Source organism: Marinobacter sp. M3C (assembly GCF_023311895.1).
Lineage (GTDB): Bacteria > Pseudomonadota > Gammaproteobacteria > Pseudomonadales > Oleiphilaceae > Marinobacter.
Genome location: NZ_CP092284.1, coordinates 3,584,798 through 3,600,492, shown reverse-complemented (window position 1 = coordinate 3,600,492; position 15,695 = coordinate 3,584,798). Strand labels below are relative to the sequence as shown.

At 53.1% G+C, this 15,695-nt stretch carries 16 protein-coding genes and 1 tRNA gene; 10 read left to right on the top strand and 7 right to left on the bottom strand.

Annotation, left to right across the window (positions count from 1 at the left end; all coding sequences use genetic code 11):
* Positions 1-12: 12 nt before the first annotated feature.
* The 4 genes from hisA to MIH18_RS16845 form a co-directional block, all read right to left on the bottom strand.
* Positions 13-750: a 1-(5-phosphoribosyl)-5-[(5-phosphoribosylamino)methylideneamino]imidazole-4-carboxamide isomerase gene (gene hisA, locus MIH18_RS16860; RefSeq protein ID WP_249013000.1), complete on the bottom strand. Its 738-nt coding sequence runs from the start codon at positions 748-750 to the stop codon at positions 13-15.
* Positions 751-814: 64 nt separating this feature from the next.
* Positions 815-1,477, bottom strand: coding sequence for an imidazole glycerol phosphate synthase subunit HisH (hisH, locus tag MIH18_RS16855; RefSeq protein WP_249012999.1), 663 nt, complete (start codon positions 1,475-1,477; stop codon positions 815-817).
* A gap of 45 nt (positions 1,478-1,522) precedes the next feature.
* A complete protein-coding gene (gene hisB / locus MIH18_RS16850) occupies positions 1,523-2,116 on the bottom strand; it encodes an imidazoleglycerol-phosphate dehydratase HisB (RefSeq protein ID WP_249012998.1) in 594 nt (197 codons plus the stop codon).
* A 138-nt stretch (positions 2,117-2,254) separates the two neighbouring features.
* Positions 2,255-2,719 carry an SRPBCC family protein gene (locus MIH18_RS16845; RefSeq protein ID WP_249012997.1) on the bottom strand — a complete coding sequence of 155 codons (465 nt, stop codon included), beginning with the start codon at positions 2,717-2,719 and terminating at the stop codon, positions 2,255-2,257.
* A 187-nt stretch (positions 2,720-2,906) separates the two neighbouring features.
* On the opposite strand from MIH18_RS16845, the gene MIH18_RS16840 reads away from it, so the two are divergent.
* The 4 genes from MIH18_RS16840 (at position 2,907) to MIH18_RS16825 (ending at position 6,742) form a co-directional block, all read left to right on the top strand.
* Positions 2,907-5,132, top strand: coding sequence for an AsmA family protein (locus MIH18_RS16840; RefSeq protein ID WP_249012996.1), 2,226 nt, complete (start codon positions 2,907-2,909; stop codon positions 5,130-5,132).
* The gene (mutY, locus tag MIH18_RS16835) at positions 5,132-6,193 is read left to right on the top strand and encodes an A/G-specific adenine glycosylase (protein WP_249012995.1); all 1,062 of its coding nucleotides are present in this window, start codon (positions 5,132-5,134) and stop codon (positions 6,191-6,193) included. Before MIH18_RS16840 ends, mutY begins: the two co-directional genes overlap by 1 nt.
* 81 nt (positions 6,194-6,274) lie before the next feature.
* On the top strand, positions 6,275-6,547 hold the full coding sequence (locus MIH18_RS16830; RefSeq protein ID WP_249012994.1) for an oxidative damage protection protein: 273 nt from the start codon (positions 6,275-6,277) through the stop codon (positions 6,545-6,547).
* Positions 6,548-6,666: 119 nt separating this feature from the next.
* Positions 6,667-6,742 (top strand) — tRNA-Phe (locus MIH18_RS16825).
* 261 nt (positions 6,743-7,003) lie between these two features.
* Here MIH18_RS16825 and MIH18_RS16820 read toward each other — a convergent pair.
* The 3 genes from MIH18_RS16820 to MIH18_RS16810 are packed head-to-tail and all read right to left on the bottom strand — an operon-like array spanning position 7,004 to position 9,225.
* Entirely contained in the window at positions 7,004-7,363 is a 360-nt protein-coding gene (locus MIH18_RS16820) for a hypothetical protein (protein WP_249012993.1), read from the bottom strand.
* Entirely contained in the window at positions 7,354-8,187 is an 834-nt protein-coding gene (locus MIH18_RS16815) for a hypothetical protein (protein ID WP_249012992.1), read from the bottom strand. The genes MIH18_RS16820 and MIH18_RS16815 overlap by 10 nt, the downstream gene beginning before the upstream one ends.
* Before the next feature lie 15 nt (positions 8,188-8,202).
* Complete coding sequence (locus tag MIH18_RS16810; protein ID WP_249012991.1) at positions 8,203-9,225, bottom strand: carboxypeptidase-like regulatory domain-containing protein; 1,023 nt, start codon at positions 9,223-9,225, stop codon at positions 8,203-8,205.
* Positions 9,226-9,837: 612 nt separating this feature from the next.
* Here MIH18_RS16810 and MIH18_RS16805 point away from each other — a divergent pair.
* The 6 genes from MIH18_RS16805 to MIH18_RS16780 all read left to right on the top strand — a co-directional run bounded on the left by MIH18_RS16805 (position 9,838) and on the right by MIH18_RS16780 (position 15,637).
* Complete coding sequence (locus MIH18_RS16805) at positions 9,838-10,095, top strand: hypothetical protein (RefSeq protein ID WP_249012990.1); 258 nt, start codon at positions 9,838-9,840, stop codon at positions 10,093-10,095.
* Between the two features lie 11 nt (positions 10,096-10,106).
* A complete protein-coding gene (locus MIH18_RS16800; RefSeq protein ID WP_249012989.1) occupies positions 10,107-10,322 on the top strand; it encodes a hypothetical protein in 216 nt (71 codons plus the stop codon).
* Positions 10,323-10,646: 324 nt separating this feature from the next.
* On the top strand, positions 10,647-12,359 hold the full coding sequence (locus MIH18_RS16795) for a class I SAM-dependent DNA methyltransferase (RefSeq protein WP_249012988.1): 1,713 nt from the start codon (positions 10,647-10,649) through the stop codon (positions 12,357-12,359).
* Positions 12,349-13,752: a restriction endonuclease subunit S gene (locus MIH18_RS16790; RefSeq protein ID WP_249012987.1), complete on the top strand. Its 1,404-nt coding sequence runs from the start codon at positions 12,349-12,351 to the stop codon at positions 13,750-13,752. Before MIH18_RS16795 ends, MIH18_RS16790 begins: the two co-directional genes overlap by 11 nt.
* Positions 13,753-14,460, top strand: coding sequence for a hypothetical protein (locus tag MIH18_RS16785; protein WP_249012986.1), 708 nt, complete (start codon positions 13,753-13,755; stop codon positions 14,458-14,460). It begins immediately after the preceding gene.
* Positions 14,453-15,637 carry a DUF4268 domain-containing protein gene (locus MIH18_RS16780; RefSeq protein ID WP_249012985.1) on the top strand — a complete coding sequence of 395 codons (1,185 nt, stop codon included), beginning with the start codon at positions 14,453-14,455 and terminating at the stop codon, positions 15,635-15,637. Before MIH18_RS16785 ends, MIH18_RS16780 begins: the two co-directional genes overlap by 8 nt.
* Positions 15,638-15,695: the final 58 nt, after the last annotated feature.

Below are 15,695 nucleotides of genomic sequence, written 5' to 3'. Positions count from 1 at the left end.
AAGATCAAAAAATCAGCCGTTCAGGCTGTCGCAGTAAGCCTGAGCTTCGGCCACATCCAGAGTACCTTCGTAAATCGCACGGCCGGTAATGGCGCCCAGAATACCCTGATCGGCCACAGCACCGAGGCGTTTCAAGTCATCCATATTGGTCACGCCGCCAGAAGCAATCACCGGTATACCGCAGGCTTTCGCCAGCGCCGCTGTGGCCTCTACGTTTACGCCCTGCATCATACCGTCGCGGGCAATGTCGGTGTACACAATGGAATCTACGCCGTCATTGGCAAAGCGTTTTGCTAAATCGGTGGCCATTATTTCAGATACTTCGGCCCAGCCGTCGGTGGCCACGCGGCCGTCTTTGGCGTCCAGGCCCACAATAATGTGGCCGGGGAAGCGTTTGCACATTTCGGTCACAAATTCGGGATCTTTCACCGCTTTGGTGCCAATAATCACCCACTGCACACCGGCCTGCAGGTAGGTTTCAATAATCTCTGCGGAGCGGATACCACCGCCAATCTGAATCGGTAAATCCGGATACTTGCGCGCGATGGCCTTCACAATTTCACCGTTAACCGGCTCACCGGCAAACGCACCGTTCAAATCCACTAAATGAAGGCGCCGCGCACCGGCCTCTACCCAGCGGGTTGCCATATCAACCGGATCGCCGCCGAACACGGTGGAATCGTCCATCCGGCCCTGGCGCAGGCGTACACATTTGCCGTCTTTCAGATCGATAGCGGGGATAATCAGCATAGTGCTTGGTTTTCCTGAATATTTTTAGATATTTCTCGACGACTACGTGGAGATCGGAGCCTGCTCAGTTTCCGGCCCAGTTAACGAAATTCTTTAACAGTTGCAGACCTGCATCGGCACTCTTTTCCGGATGGAACTGCACCGCAAAAATATTGCCTTTAGCCACAGCAGCAGCAAGGTCAACACCGTAACGGGTGCGGCCGGCTATGTCGGCGTTACCTTCGGCTTCGGTGTAATAACTGTGCACAAAGTAAAAGCGCTCATCGTCAGCGATTTTGTGCCACATAGGGTGATCTTGCACCTGCTGGACCTGGTTCCAGCCCATGTGCGGCACTTTTAATCGTTTGCTCCCAGGTTCGCCTAAACGCTCGCCGTTTTCAGTCAGTTTGTGGCCGAAGAAACGTACATGGGCGGGGAATACGTCAATGCAGTCAACGCCACCATTCTCCTCGCTGTGGGACATCAGCGCCTGCATGCCTACGCACACACCCAGCAAAGGGCGATCGCGGGAGACTTCTTTCACCAGTTCATCCACGCCCAGCCGACGGATTTCCGCCATGCAATCTCGAATCGCGCCCACACCGGGGAATATTACCCGGTCTGCGCTGCGAATAAGGTCGGCGTTATCGGTCACCAGCACCCGGGCATCCGGGGCTACGTGTTCCACGGCTTTGCTCACGGAATGCAGGTTGCCCATGCCGTAATCAATGATGGCAACGGTTTTCATAAATTCATTAGTCCAGCAGCTGGAAACAGTTTCGGGCGCCTCGGATCAGAGCGTGCCTTTGGTGGAGGGCATAATACCGGCCATGCGGTCATCCAGCTCAATGGCCATGCGCAGCGCGCGGCCAAATGCTTTGAACACCGTTTCAATTTGGTGATGGGTATTTTTGCCCTTCAGGTTGTCGATATGCAGGGTAATCAGCGCATGGTTCACAAAGCCCTGAAAAAACTCGGCGAACAGGTCTACATCAAAGCCACCCACGGTTGCCCGGGTAAAGGGGACATCCATGTGCAGGCCGGGGCGACCGGACAGGTCCAGCACTACCCGCGACAAAGCTTCGTCCAGCGGCACGTAGGCGTGGCCGTAGCGGCGAATGCCTTTTTTGTCGCCCACTGCTTTAGCGAACGCCTGGCCCATGGTAATACCCACATCTTCTACGGTGTGGTGGTCGTCGATATGCAGGTCGCCATCACACACCACATCCAGATCTACCATGCCGTGGCGGGCAATCTGGTCCATCATGTGGTCCAAGAATGGCACACCGGTCTGGAAGTTGGTTTTACCGGTGCCATCAAGATTTACTTCAACACTGATCTGGGTTTCAAGGGTATTGCGTTCGACCCGAGCCTTGCGTTCGATCATGTGAACTCCGTAACTTACTGTTTAAAATCGGTTTTAAAAACTTCCAGCATCCAAGATGCCAATGAATAATTGAGCCAAGTATACCGCTTATTCGTACCGGAGTCCTGCCGGTGGATTCATCGCAACCATTGCCCTGCGCTATGCAAACACCTTCTTCAGATTGCGCATGTACTGGTCTACCAGCGAGTTGAACTCGTGCTTGATGACCGGGCTGATGGCCAGTTTCAGCAGGCTCGGCAGCGGTAGCGTCAATTTTGCATTGGTTTTAAACTTCAGAGTGGACATAGTATCGCCCTTGGCGGTAATAACCCAAGACCCGTTCACCACGCCATTGCCCTGGCCCGCAACAGGCTCCCAGCGAATGGTGCCGGCATCGCGGTCAGACACATAATGGCAAGCGTACGCCGTTTGGATGGAGTACTTGTCGACACCTACCTTCTCCATTTCCCAGAGGTAGGTGTTATCGCCCAGGTCCGTCAACTTATGCACTTTTGGAAAGTGACTGACTGACCGGGGCACATCCGCCAGCAGGTCAAACACTTCATCGTAACTGCCGGCAATTTCCAGCTCGCGGCTGAGTTCTATTGATACGTTGATGGCCATTGCCAACTCCTTTTTGTCATTATTAGAGGCTCTTGTTCTCATTATTAGAGATTACGATCGTCACAGAAATACGGCGGTACTTTGGCCTAACACTACGGCATTGTCATACACTCACGCTGTTAATTTGCTAACCCTGCGTTATCCTCTGAACTATCGCACACTGATCTGAACGAACAGGACTCGCCCAATGAAAGCACTACGTTACCTGCTCATTACTATTGTGGCACTGATTTTACTGGCTGTAGCGGCAATAGCCGTCGCCATGCTGGTGATTGACCCCAACACCTACAAACCGCAAATTGAGCAGGCCGTAGAAAAGCAAACCAATCTCGACCTGATTCTAGACGGCGACATCAGCTGGTCGTTCATTCCCATCGGCTTAGAGCTGAATAACGTTGAAGCCAAACTCGACGGCGAACGCTTCATCGCGCTCGATCGCCTGGTCGCAGAGATCGATTTCTGGTCATTGGTCGCCATGTCGCCCCAAGTGAACAACTTTGTACTGGGCGGCCTGGACGCGCATCTGAGCGTTAACAAAGAAGGCCAGGCTAACTGGACCCGCATAATGCCGGAGAAAGACGCGCAGCAAGCTGCCTCCAGCGAACCGGCTCCGGACGCAACTGCTACAGCAACAGCGAGTGAAGGCTCGTCAAAACCACTGAATTTCAACGTCAGCAACGTCGAAATCGCCAACGCCCGGGTGCACTACACCGACGCCACCACCGGCCAGGAAATCACCTTGGAAGACTTCACTCTGGGCGCCAGCGACATCACCCTGGGTTCCGAGTTTCCGCTGTCCATCAGCTTTCGGGTAGAAACCACCGAGCCGCAAATGAAGGTAGAAGGCAGTATTGCAGCCCGCCTATCGGCTAACCAGGCATTAGATGCATTTAGCGCATCGAGCCTGGACGCAAGCTTCGACATAAAAGGCGATGCATTCGCCGGTAAAACCATCACCGCTAAAATCAGTGGATCACTGGCCGCCAACTTGGCTAACGAAACCGCGAACCTGAAAGACATCAGCCTCAGCTTTGCCAACCTGAGCGCCAACACCAATCTGGATGTAGAAGGCTTTGGCGACAAGCCAAAATTGGCGGGTAACATCGCCATCAACGAATTTTCTCTGAAAAAACTGTTGGAGAACCTGGGCCAACCCGCTATTGAAACCAGTGACGGCGACGTGCTCACCGCCCTGGCCTTCAGTACTAACATCAGCGGAGCAGCGGGCAAGCCGGAGCTAACCGACTTAACCCTGAAACTGGACGACACGACTTTCAACGGTTCAGGCAGTTATAACCTGGCCAGCTCCGCGCTTGTTTTCCGCCTGACCGGTGACGAGCTAAACGCCGATCGCTACCTGCCACCGCCATCAGATACCCCAACGGCCCAAAACAGCACCGGCTCTAATTCTGGTTCTGGCCCTAGTTCTGACTCAGGTACTGCGGCAGCCCAAGCAGACCCGGACTCGCAATTGCTGCCTCTGGACACCCTGCGTGCGCTGTTATTAGACATAGATTTGGGGCTGAACAAGCTAACCGTCAGCAATCTTCAAATTAATGAGATAAAAGCCAGCACCCTGGCCAAAAACGGCCTGCTGGAAATCGACGACTTCAGCGGCAAACTCTACTACGGCAGCTTTAACGCCAATGCCAGCATCGATGCCCGCTCCGATACTCCGAAATGGAGCGTAAACACCGACGTGGCAGACGTACAAACACTGCCGCTACTGAACGACCTGGCGGAAGTGGACATGCTCTCTGGCGGAGCAAACCTCAAAATAAACGCCAAATCCACCGGCAACACCATGGCCGCATTGCGCGGTAACGCCGATGGCAAAATCACCTTTAACCTGGCAGAAGGCGAGTTCCGCCGCATGAACCTGACCCGCCTGGCATGTCAGGGCATTGCGCTGGTCAATCAGGAAACCCTGGGTACGACCGACTGGGGCACTACCACACCGTTTAATGACATGCGCGGTACCCTGGACATTAACGGCAACACGCTGAACAACACCGAACTGCTGGCATCGCTTGCCGGTATGCAGCTGGAAGGCCAGGGCAGCGTCGATATGCAGCAAACCCTTGTGGACTACGAACTCGGCCTGCGTATTGTGGGTGAAATCCACCGTGACCCAGCCTGCCGGGTAACCGACATTGTGAGGAACGTGGTTATACCCCTGGAGTGCCGCGGCAACCTGAGCGATGACCCAGCAGGGCTCTGCTCCTTCGACGGTTCGCGCTTCCGCGACAGCCTGCAAGACATCGCCAAAAACGCAGCCCGCGCCAAAGCAGAGAAAGAAATAGACCGCGCAAAAACCAAAGCCGAAGACAAAGTAAAAGAGAAGCTTCAGGAAAAACTGGGTGAAGGCGCCGGCGACAAAGTAAAAGACGCGCTAAAAGGCTTCTTTAACTGATGACTGACAGCTTTGCCTCAGCCCTGTTGAACTGGTTTGATGAACACGGCAGGCACAACCTGCCGTGGCACCACAACCGCACCGCATACCGGGTGTGGGTGTCGGAAATTATGCTGCAACAAACCCAGGTAGCCACGGTTATACCGTACTACCAGGCGTTTATGCAGCGCTTTCCAGACGTTCACTCACTGGCGTTAGCACCTACAGACGACGTGCTCAGCCACTGGTCCGGCCTGGGTTATTACGCCCGCGCCCGCAACCTGCAAAAAGCCGCGCAGGTCGTGGTGCAGGAACACAACGGCGAATTCCCCCGCGACCAGCAACAACTGGAAGCCCTGAGCGGCATCGGCCGTTCAACCGCCGCCGCCATTCTGGCGCAATCCTACGATATAAAAGCCGCCATACTGGACGGCAACGTCAAGCGGGTGCTGGCGCGCTATCACGCTGTAACAGGCTGGCCAGGGCAGACTGCTGTATTACAGAAACTTTGGCAATTCGCCGAACAGCACACGCCCAACGAACGTATTCGCGATTATACCCAAGCCATTATGGACCTGGGCGCCCTGGTATGTACCCGCAGCCGCCCAGGCTGCGAACGCTGCCCGGTGCAGCAAAACTGCCTGGCCTACGCCAACAGTGAAACCGCACTCTACCCCGGCTCGAAACCGAAAAAAGCCAAGCCCGAAAAAACCACCTGGATGCTGATACTGGAAGACAGCGACGGCCGCATACTGCTTCAGCGACGGCCACCCAGTGGCATCTGGGGCGGCCTATGGAGCCTGCCAGAGCTTGATCCAGCATTGGGCGAAGACGAACTGCAGCAGGCCTGTGAACAACAGCTAAGCCTAAGCTGCGGTGACCCAAAACGCATCAGCGGTTTTCGTCACACCTTTAGCCATTACCACCTGCACATACAGCCAGCGCGAATGAGCGCCGAACCCCAGAGCCGCGTTGCCGACGACAATCACCGCTGGCTGCACCGTGATCAAGCATTGAACCTAGGCTTGCCAGCGCCCATACGCACACTGCTGACAGACCCGGAGCAGACCACGCTGCTGTAGCAACCCGGCCGCCTTATTGCTGCTATGATGCGTGAAATCTGAGTTTCCTCTACACATTCCAAAATACCCACAGGAGCCCCCATGAGCCGTAACGTTTTCTGCCGCAAGCACCAGAAAGAAATGGAAGGTCTGAACAACCCCCCCATGCCCGGCACCCGCGGCCAGGACATCTACGACAACATCTCCAAAGCGGCATGGGAAGAATGGCAAAGCCAGCAAACCATGCTGATTAATGAAAAACACCTGAGCCTGATGGACCCGAACACCCGCAAATACCTACAGGCGCAGATGGAACGCTTCTTTAACAACGAACCCTTCGACAAAGCCGAAGGCTACGTTCCACCTGAGAAGTAACCCCTAAACGTGGCCCAACGAGCAGCACTGAAAACTTTAACAAATTTTCAAAAGCCCTCTTGACTCAGTGCGGCCAAACCGGTTTAATAGCGCCCCGTTGCAGCACAGTATTGCAACACGCCCGGATAGCTCAGTCGGTAGAGCAGAGGATTGAAAATCCTCGTGTCGGTGGTTCGATTCCGCCTCCGGGCACCACTCCCCCCTCTAAATCAATAACTTAGGAGGGGAAACGTGGTTGCCCCATCATTAGTCCCCACATACCCGAATTGCTTGGAAAACGACTAAAATTACTAAACTGTAATTTTTTCTTTCCAGACCTCTGTATTACAAAAAATCCCCATAACACCCTGTTTTTCGCCTTCATTTAATCACAAAGCCCCCCTCTGGCCAATTGCTTGCTGCGCCAACGACTTCATGTATGGAGTTCAGGGGGCAGTAATTGCCCCCTTCGAGTCTTTATCTCGTTTTTGCTAGATAGGGTTCGATTGCGGCCTTTAGCTCTGGTGATGGGGACTTAATTACCAGCCTATCCGAGGCGATTTCGTGCACAACCATTAGTGATAAAGCTTTATAGCCAAGAACGTGGACCATTACTCGGTTGCCTAGGTTATCCTTCGTCGTAGTTGCCAGTTGGTGGCTTCCACTCGGCGTGAGTTTCAGCCAAATGGCTCCTTCCGAAAGAATGGCTGCCTCAATCGCGTCAGCAGCCAAATTGACTGTGACGGCATTGCTCTCTTGAGCATGCGCCTGCTGTGAATGATTGCTACAAGCCGCCCCCATAATCACTAGAGTAAAAACAAACAGTCTTAGTAGCATGGATTGGGCGGCATCCCGTCAGTCCAGGTTGATTCGACGCCGTAAGAAACTACGAAAGCATCGGAGTTTGTCGATACATCAAAATTCCATCCCATAGGCTCTTCCCCAAAGCTTGAAAACGTGAAGGTGACGCTCTGCTGAGGCAGAATGATCGACTCCTTCGTTTGTCCAAAAGGCGAAGTATCCTTAACAGCTATTGTTGTGCCAAGAATGTTCTGGTTAGTAAAAGTCAGTTTTACCGCCTGACCAAATGATCCACTGATTGTAGCGTCGCCGGTCAATGCGCCACCTTGTCCTTCGACGGGCACAAATTGCTCTGTACGGAGGATCTGTACGGCGTCGACGGCCAGGGCAGAGTCTACGATTGTATCCCCAACATCCTGTACTTCATACGCTAGCTGAACCGTCTTGCCTACCAGCCCCGAAAGATCAGTGTTGTAAGTGATCTCAGGCGTAGCCCCGTTATACCCAAGCAGACCTGATGACCAGGTAGAGCTGTTGACGTTTCCGCTCGCAATAATTTCCACCTTACCGGGCGCAGTCAAACGTGCAAGATAAGTGTCGTTGTACTCTGTACCGTAGTATTGCGGCCACTCGTTAGAAAGAAACCGAAGACGGCCAGAGACCTGCTCGTAAGCAGGTGGGACAATAAACGCCTGACTTAAGGTACCTTTGGCTGATTGGGAGCCAGCATTGCTGACAATGGCGGCTTGAGTTACCGGGCAGCCAGCTGCAGCTGCATCTTGCGCACCGGCGAGAAGCATTACTGCTGTGTAAGGGATTAGGACGCTTAACTTTGCCGTCACTTTTTTCATGATATCCATATTACTCAATCTCCCTTAGTTGCCTGAGTTCGGTGTGGTGAAAACAAGGTTTCGGTCAATGAGGATGACTGAGCCTTCTGTAGACCATCCTTCAAGGCCATTTTCGAAACCGCTGTTGAGGAACTCAGCATTTACCGTCTGAGGCGCATTTATTGTCAGGTTGCGTGTGATCTGGGAGGAGTAACTGGAGAGGACTCCAGTGGTGGAGCCGCTGGCGCCTGTATCATTTTTGAAGCCAACGAGAATCAGCGTTCCATCTCCATGGACATTCATCAGCGCAAAAGATCCATCGCTTGATGAGGTTGTTGAGTATTTTCGGTCAGTATCGGGGAAGATAGCTGTTACCAGAGCGGCGGGAACAGACTGCCCAGATTCGTCATAAACTGTTCCGTAGATTGCACCGCTGCCGGCGAGATCAACAGTAACGAGTACAGAGGATGAGTTTTCGGTTTCAAGTAAGCTGCCCTGAGCGCTGCCTGTTCTTCCATCCTGTGTCGTTACGTCTATGACGTATACACCAGCTTCCGTTAAGTCTGAGATTGAAAAAAGACCATCGCTGGCTGTGGTTGCTGTAAACGTAGATCCTGATTCGATAAAACTAACGTTAACGATTGCGCCGCCTACCGGTGCCTTATCATTAAAGCCGAACACACCGCCATTTATAGCCATCGTCTCTGGTTCGAAGTTACCAGAAATAATGGAAATGACTCTCTCAGCTTCAGATATCAATGCAGCCGCGTAACTCTCACCAACAAATTTTCCGCCTCTCTTACCAACGCCTGCAATATATTTTTCCAGCTCTTGAATCGCCTTATCATCAGCCTCTTTTGCGTAGTGCTTTTCAGCATTAGCAACACGGTGGCAGAGCCCAACTTGAGGGGGATTCCCCACGGCCGGGTCTAACGTCATTATGGCAAGCTGCTGGAAAGGTTCTGGAAGAGTCTCACAAGCAGCAGTTCCGTTGTTGCTCGCATGTGTTTGGATGGGTATGAGCGAAATGGATAATAAAGACGCGAATAAGACAAATAGTCTTAGCATTTAAAGCCTCCGTGTTTTGGTTTTAGTTCCTAACGGCTACCACCTACTCAAAGACATTGAAAAAGTGCAGCGGTGGTTAGAATACTAGGAGACGAATATAACTTCTGTGTAACAGTTTGTATTTGTGAAGTTATTTTTTGTCGAGCGGTTTGACCAAGAGGGCACCGGGAACGAGTTAATGGACTTCCCCCGCTAAGCGTGACACCCCTCAGTCTCAAACGGAGGCCGTTTTAAAACCGTCCGTGGAAACGGGGTAGAACCCAAACTTAAAAAACTGTCCGGGATTAAATGACCACTACACCCCGGTGAGGTGATGATTCTCGCTATCAGGGGAGACGCCAATGGTAAAGAAAACGTTCACTGAGCAGGAACTGTTGGAGGGCCTTGATGCTCACACAGCCCATGCTGACGAGCTTGCCGAGCCGCTAACTCAAGAGCTGATGCCGTTGGAACGGCTAAAAGGATCAGTCAAGCTCTACGAGCGGCCAACCGATCCCGTATGGCAAGAATACTTTGATGCTAGTGAAGGCGTAACCGACGATTTCATGGAAGACCGGGGCTCTGGATTTAGACCGGTCAAAACTAAACCTCTAATCCAGAAGGAAACCCAACATGAATCAACATTGCAGTCACATCAGCAGTATTCTTCAAGAAGCCCTGGTTATCGCTTGGTTGCTCGACCACTTCAAAACGGCAACAGTAACGTTGGAGCTGGAGTGCCATGACGGCAAAACCGCCACCATCACTGAAACCATGGCAGAGCTGATCGCAGATACGCTGGAGACAGGCTCCCAACTGATACAAACGCCACCAAAGCCAAAATCGCTGGCGGACAGTCTTGGTGACATCAAAAAACACCAATGGTTTTAAGGGGCCTATCCATGAAATTCATGAAACTGGCCCAGCAACTGGCCGCAGAACTCTCCAGGCAGTTTGGCAGCGACGAAACGATCTTCAATGCTCAGATGCGCCGCGGCGACGACTGGATCACGCTGGAGCTTTATCGTAATGAGGAAGAGCCTGATCGGTTACATGCTGTAGTCAACTTCGATACTTGCGGGAACATTCTGCTGCAAACGCCGAAGACTGTTCACTAACTCCGGCCACTGTCCATCCTCGACGGTGAAACACTCTCGGGGATGGACTGTTTTTTCAGTGGCCATTCTGTCCCCAACGCTTAGGCCTAGGCGTTGTCGAAAGCAGGCGGTGGGGCTGGATAATAGAAGTGATTTGCACCTGCTGAATAAAGGCGAGATCACCGGCATCCTACTGGCCGGGACACAAATTGCGCCCTCTCCGGACTTCCACTAAGCTCTCCGCCTAACTGTTTTTTAAATATGCCTACCACAGCGACACTCAATGTCGTATCCATGCGTTACCCTGAACAACGCCATATTGCCGAAACACCCACGAGAGAGCCCATGAACAACACGGAACAGCAATTCCTCAAAGCCCTGGACGACAAGCTCTGGAAAGCCGCCGACAAGCTCCGCGCCAACCTGGACGCCGCCAACTACAAGCACGTGGTGCTGGGGCTGATCTTCCTGAAGTACGTGTCCGATGCCTTCGAGGAGCGCCAGGAAGAATTGCTGGAATTGTTCAAGGATGAAAGCAGCGACATCTACCACCTCCCGTCCGGCGACTACGACAGCGACGAGGACTACCAGCAAGCCCTGCGCGACGAGCTGGAAGTCTTAGATTACTACCGCGAAGCCAACGTGTTCTGGGTACCCAAGCCGGCCCGCTGGAACACCCTGAAAGAAAAAGCCGTTTTGCCCGTGGGCGCTGTGCTCTGGCAGGACGATGCTGGTAACGACGTAAAGCTGCGTTCCGTGTCCTGGCTGATTGACAATGCCCTGGAAGACATCGAAAAGCACAACGCCAAGCTCAAGGGCATCCTCAACCGCATCAGCCAGTATCAGCTGGATAACGACAAGCTGCTGGGCCTGATCAACACCTTTTCTGACACATCCTTCACCAAACCGGTATTGGGTGGCGAGAAGCTGGCGCTGCAAAGTAAAGACATCCTCGGCCATGTGTACGAATACTTCCTGGGCCAGTTCGCCCTCGCCGAAGGTAAGCAGGGCGGCCAGTATTACACCCCCAAGAGCATTGTTACCCTGATTGTGGAAATGCTGCAGCCTTACTCTGGCCGCGTGTACGACCCCGCCATGGGCTCTGGCGGGTTTTTCGTTTCCAGCGACAAGTTCATCGAAGAACATGCCCGCGAGCAGCACTACGACGCCTCAGAACAGAAGAAGCACATTTCCGTGTACGGCCAGGAATCCAACCCCACCACCTGGAAACTGGCCGCCATGAACATGGCCATCCGCGGCATCGACTTCAACTTCGGCAAGAAAAACGCCGATACCTTCCTGGACGACCAGCACCCGGATCTACGCGCCGATTTTGTCATGGCCAACCCGCCGTTCAACATCAAAGACTGGTGGAACGAGTCCCTGGCCGACGACGTGCGCTGGAAGTACGGCACCCCGCCCAAAGGCAACGCCAACTTTGGCTGGATGCAGCACATGATCCACCACCTGGCGCCGACCGGCAGCATGGCCCTGCTGCTCGCCAACGGCTCCATGAGTTCCAACACCAACAACGAAGGCGACATCCGCAAGCGCCTGGTGGAAGAGGACCTGGTGGAATGCATCGTCGCCCTGCCCGGCCAGCTGTTCACCAACACCCAGATCCCGGCCTGCATCTGGTTTCTCACCCGCGACAAAGCCAACGGTACGGTGCGCAACGAGAAGAAGCGCGACCGCCGGGAAAAGTTCCTGTTCATCAACGCCCGCAATCTGGGTTTCATGAGGGATCGCGTACTGCGGGACTTCACCAATGAAGACATTGCCAAGATCGCCGACACTTTGCATGCCTGGCAGCGTGGCGAGAGCTACGAGGATGTCGCCGGCTTCTGCAAATCCGCCAGCCTGGCCGAAATCCAGAAGCACGATTTTGTACTGACGCCGGGGCGCTATGTGGGAGCTCAGGAACTGGAAGACGATGGCGAGCCGTTTGCCGAGAAGATGGCGCGGCTAACCGGGCAGCTGGGAGAGCAGTTTGCGGAGAGTGACCGGCTGGAAGCTGAGATTAAGCGGAATCTTGGGGGGCTGGGGTATGAGTGCTGATCAGTTCCCTTCTCACTGGAAGGTTGTGCCATTATCTGAAGCCGTTGACGCGCTGATTGACTACCGAGGGAAGACCCCAAAGAAAACGGATCATGGTATTCCATTGGTCACAGCCAAGATAGTAAAAGGCGGTACCATCCTCACTGCTAAGGAGTTCATTGCTGAAGAAGATTATGATTCCTGGATGGTTCGTGGGCTCCCACATGCTGGGGATATAGTAGTTACGACAGAAGCACCTTTGGGCGAAGTTGCACAGCTATCTAACGCGAATGTAGCACTAGCGCAGCGGATAGTAACGCTCCGAGGAGCCGAGGGACTGTTACTCAACGACTACCTCCGCTACGTGATGCAGGGAGCCTATGTGCAAGGGCAACTGGAGTCTCGGGCATCCGGCTCTACAGTTAAAGGAATCAAGCAAAGCGAATTGCGAAAGGTGTTGCTACCAATCCCGCCCCGGCATGAACAACGTGGTATTGCCTCGCAGTTAAGGTCCATTGACGACAAAATCCAACTCAACCACCAAATCAACCAAACCCTCGAACAAATGGCCCAAGCCATCTTCAAAAGCTGGTTTGTCGATTTCGAGCCGGTCAAGGCCAAAATCGCCGCACTGGAAGCCGGCGGCAGCGAAGACGACGCCCTGCTCGCCGCCATGCAAGCCATATCCGGAAAGACGCCTGAAGACCTTAGCCGCCTTCAGGCCGAACAGGCCGAACAGCCCGAGCAATACGCCGAGCTCCGCGCCACCGCCGAGCTGTTTCCGTCGGCTATGCAGGAGAGTGAGTTGGGGGAGATTCCGGAGGGGTGGCGTGTTGATCAACTTTCCGAGCTAATTCAATTCAATCCTCGCAGATCGCTGAAAAAAGGAGCTCTTGCCCCTTATCTTGATATGAAGAACGTCCCCACCTCTGGCCACCTAGCTGAGAACGTTGTTCTGCGGGAAATGAACAGTGGAACCAAATTCATTAACGGCGATACTCTGCTGGCTAGAATTACGCCTTGTCTTGAAAACGGAAAAACAGCATTCGTTGATTTCTTGGAAAGCGGTCAGGTTGGCTGGGGCTCCACAGAATACATCGTGATGAAATCTAAAGAGCCCTATCCAGAATCAATTTCCTACGTCATCGCCCGAGATACGAGCTTTCGTCAACATGCCATTCAATCGATGACTGGCACAAGCGGACGGCAGCGCGCCAGTGCAAAAGCGCTGGCAGAGCTTCCGTGGATAATATATCCACAAGCGCTAGCAGAAGCATTCAACCGAATTGCATCCCCGTATTTAAAGCTTGCAAGAAATCATGGTAATGAATCCAAGTCATTGTCGGCTATGCGCGACTCGCTTCTGCCCAAACTTCTGTCTGGGGCACTGAAAATAACAACGGTGGGTACATAAATGACCGATTGGTTGGCTGTCTTACTTCAAAAGGTCAGCAATGTGGATACTTGGAAAGACCTTGCAACAGTCCTCAGCGGATTTTCTACTCTCGTAATTGCGTTGTTAACCCTTTTTCTTTGGCGAGAGAACCGCTTGCTTCGCAAGGCGGGCTCAGAGCCAAGACTGATAGCCTATTTTGAGCCGCACCCTGATGGTACGGGCGGACTAAATATAGCAATCGCCAATGTGGGCAAAGGACCGGCTAAAGATGTCTACTTTCAATTTGAGGGCGATTCCGAAAACTTTGCGAGATACGATCTCGTGCTTGACTGCTCTCACCGCCGCGGTCCAATAGCAACCATTCCTCAGGATGGGAAAATATCCATTTTCTTTGCAGTGGGTTACCAACTTTTCTCACCCAAAAATGAGGAAAAAAGCAACACTAAAAAACCGATAGACCCTTTCCATATCCAGTTGGAGTGGGAGAGTATGAGCAGCAGTAAAAGGCATACCGATCAGTTTTTACTCGACGTAAAACCTTACGCCAATCTGCCGGGTTTCATCAACAAACCCCACCTCCTCAAACTCGTTGACTCAGTCAACGCCGTTGGAAAGCAAATTGGTGCTTTGAAACCGGAAGTTGGCCGGTTGGCAAACCTAATCGAAGCCAACACGCTTGATACCCGTACAACGCAAAAAGTTAAGGGAAACCCTGAGGATGTTTAAGATCGACCAAGCCTCCAACCGCATCACTCCACTAGAAGCCAAACGCTTCGGAGAGCTGGGGTTCACTGAGCGCAAACATCTGCAGGAGTGGCTAGAGAACTACCCGCAAGCGCTGGCCCAAAGCGACGGCGAGGAACTGCTGATTATCCAGAAGGAGTTCGACGGCTTTGACGACACTCGCGAGCGGCTGGATTTACTGGCCATTGATAAGGACGGCAACCTGGTCATTATCGAAAACAAGCTCGACGACAGCGGCCGTGATGTGGTTTGGCAAGCACTGAAGTACGCCAGCTACTGCGCCAACCTGAAGAAGCAGCAGGTGGTGGAGATCTTCCAGCGCTATCTCAACCAGAAAGCCCAGAATGAAGGCGGCGAGCCTGCCGATGCTGAAAAATTGTTGTTGGAGTTTCTGCAGGCCGATGACCTGCCATCCGTTCAGCTCAACACCCTGAAAAGCCAGCGCCTGATTCTGGTGGCCGCCCACTACCGTAAGGAAGTCACCAACACCGTACTCTGGCTCAGCCAGTTTGGCGTGAACTGTCAGTGCTTCAAAGTAACTCCCTGGCAGGCTGGAGACGAGTTGTTCCTGAATGTGGAGCAGATCATCCCCACGCCGGAAGCCTCTGACTTCATGATCGGCATGATGGCCAAGGAAGCCGAGGAAAAGAGCGCCAGCCACGAGCAAAAACACCGGCACACACTTCGCCTGGCTTTCTGGGAGCAAACACTGGAAGCATTTGGACGCAGTGACTGTTCGCTGTTCAACAACATTAGCCCCGCCAAAGATCACTGGCTAAATGCGGGATCGGGCATCAGCGGCATGGGCTACCAGCTGATATTCGGCAAGAACGAAGTGCGAGTTGGATTGAGCTTACAGAGCAGTCGCCCCGAGGCAAATCGTTTTGTCTTTGACCAACTGGAGAGCATGAAATTACAGATCGAAACCGCTTTTGGCAACGAACTGGTTTGGTTGCCGTTACCCGATAAAATCGCTTGCCGTATTCAGTACGAAAAATCCGTAGATGGTTATAACAAGGCAAACTGGCCAGAGATGATCCAGTGGCTGGTTGAACATATGACCCGGCTAGAGCAAGCCTTGAGTGGCCCCCTGGAAAAAGCTCGACAGGAGCTGAGGACTGCAAACCTGAATAAGGAAGCGGTTCAGGATGCGGAATAACGTCGGGATCTCTGGTAGCTTTGGATTTCGTGAGTAATATGCTTCGTTATAAGGAACC

Excerpts from the sequence above, each read along its gene's own strand:
- hisA (WP_249013000.1), bottom strand. The coding sequence starts at position 750 with ATGCTGATTATCCCCGCTATCGATCTGAAAGACGGCAAATGTGTACGC.
- hisH (WP_249012999.1), bottom strand. The coding sequence starts at position 1,477 with ATGAAAACCGTTGCCATCATTGATTACGGCATGGGCAACCTGCATTCC.
- hisB (WP_249012998.1), bottom strand. The coding sequence starts at position 2,116 with ATGATCGAACGCAAGGCTCGGGTCGAACGCAATACCCTTGAAACCCAG.
- MIH18_RS16845 (WP_249012997.1), bottom strand. The coding sequence starts at position 2,719 with ATGGCCATCAACGTATCAATAGAACTCAGCCGCGAGCTGGAAATTGCC.
- MIH18_RS16840 (WP_249012996.1), top strand. The coding sequence starts at position 2,907 with ATGAAAGCACTACGTTACCTGCTCATTACTATTGTGGCACTGATTTTA.
- mutY (WP_249012995.1), top strand. The coding sequence starts at position 5,132 with ATGACTGACAGCTTTGCCTCAGCCCTGTTGAACTGGTTTGATGAACAC.
- MIH18_RS16830 (WP_249012994.1), top strand. The coding sequence starts at position 6,275 with ATGAGCCGTAACGTTTTCTGCCGCAAGCACCAGAAAGAAATGGAAGGT.
- MIH18_RS16820 (WP_249012993.1), bottom strand. The coding sequence starts at position 7,363 with ATGCTACTAAGACTGTTTGTTTTTACTCTAGTGATTATGGGGGCGGCT.
- MIH18_RS16815 (WP_249012992.1), bottom strand. The coding sequence starts at position 8,187 with ATGGATATCATGAAAAAAGTGACGGCAAAGTTAAGCGTCCTAATCCCT.
- MIH18_RS16810 (WP_249012991.1), bottom strand. The coding sequence starts at position 9,225 with ATGCTAAGACTATTTGTCTTATTCGCGTCTTTATTATCCATTTCGCTC.
- MIH18_RS16805 (WP_249012990.1), top strand. The coding sequence starts at position 9,838 with ATGAATCAACATTGCAGTCACATCAGCAGTATTCTTCAAGAAGCCCTG.
- MIH18_RS16800 (WP_249012989.1), top strand. The coding sequence starts at position 10,107 with ATGAAATTCATGAAACTGGCCCAGCAACTGGCCGCAGAACTCTCCAGG.
- MIH18_RS16795 (WP_249012988.1), top strand. The coding sequence starts at position 10,647 with ATGAACAACACGGAACAGCAATTCCTCAAAGCCCTGGACGACAAGCTC.
- MIH18_RS16790 (WP_249012987.1), top strand. The coding sequence starts at position 12,349 with ATGAGTGCTGATCAGTTCCCTTCTCACTGGAAGGTTGTGCCATTATCT.
- MIH18_RS16785 (WP_249012986.1), top strand. The coding sequence starts at position 13,753 with ATGACCGATTGGTTGGCTGTCTTACTTCAAAAGGTCAGCAATGTGGAT.
- MIH18_RS16780 (WP_249012985.1), top strand. The coding sequence starts at position 14,453 with ATGTTTAAGATCGACCAAGCCTCCAACCGCATCACTCCACTAGAAGCC.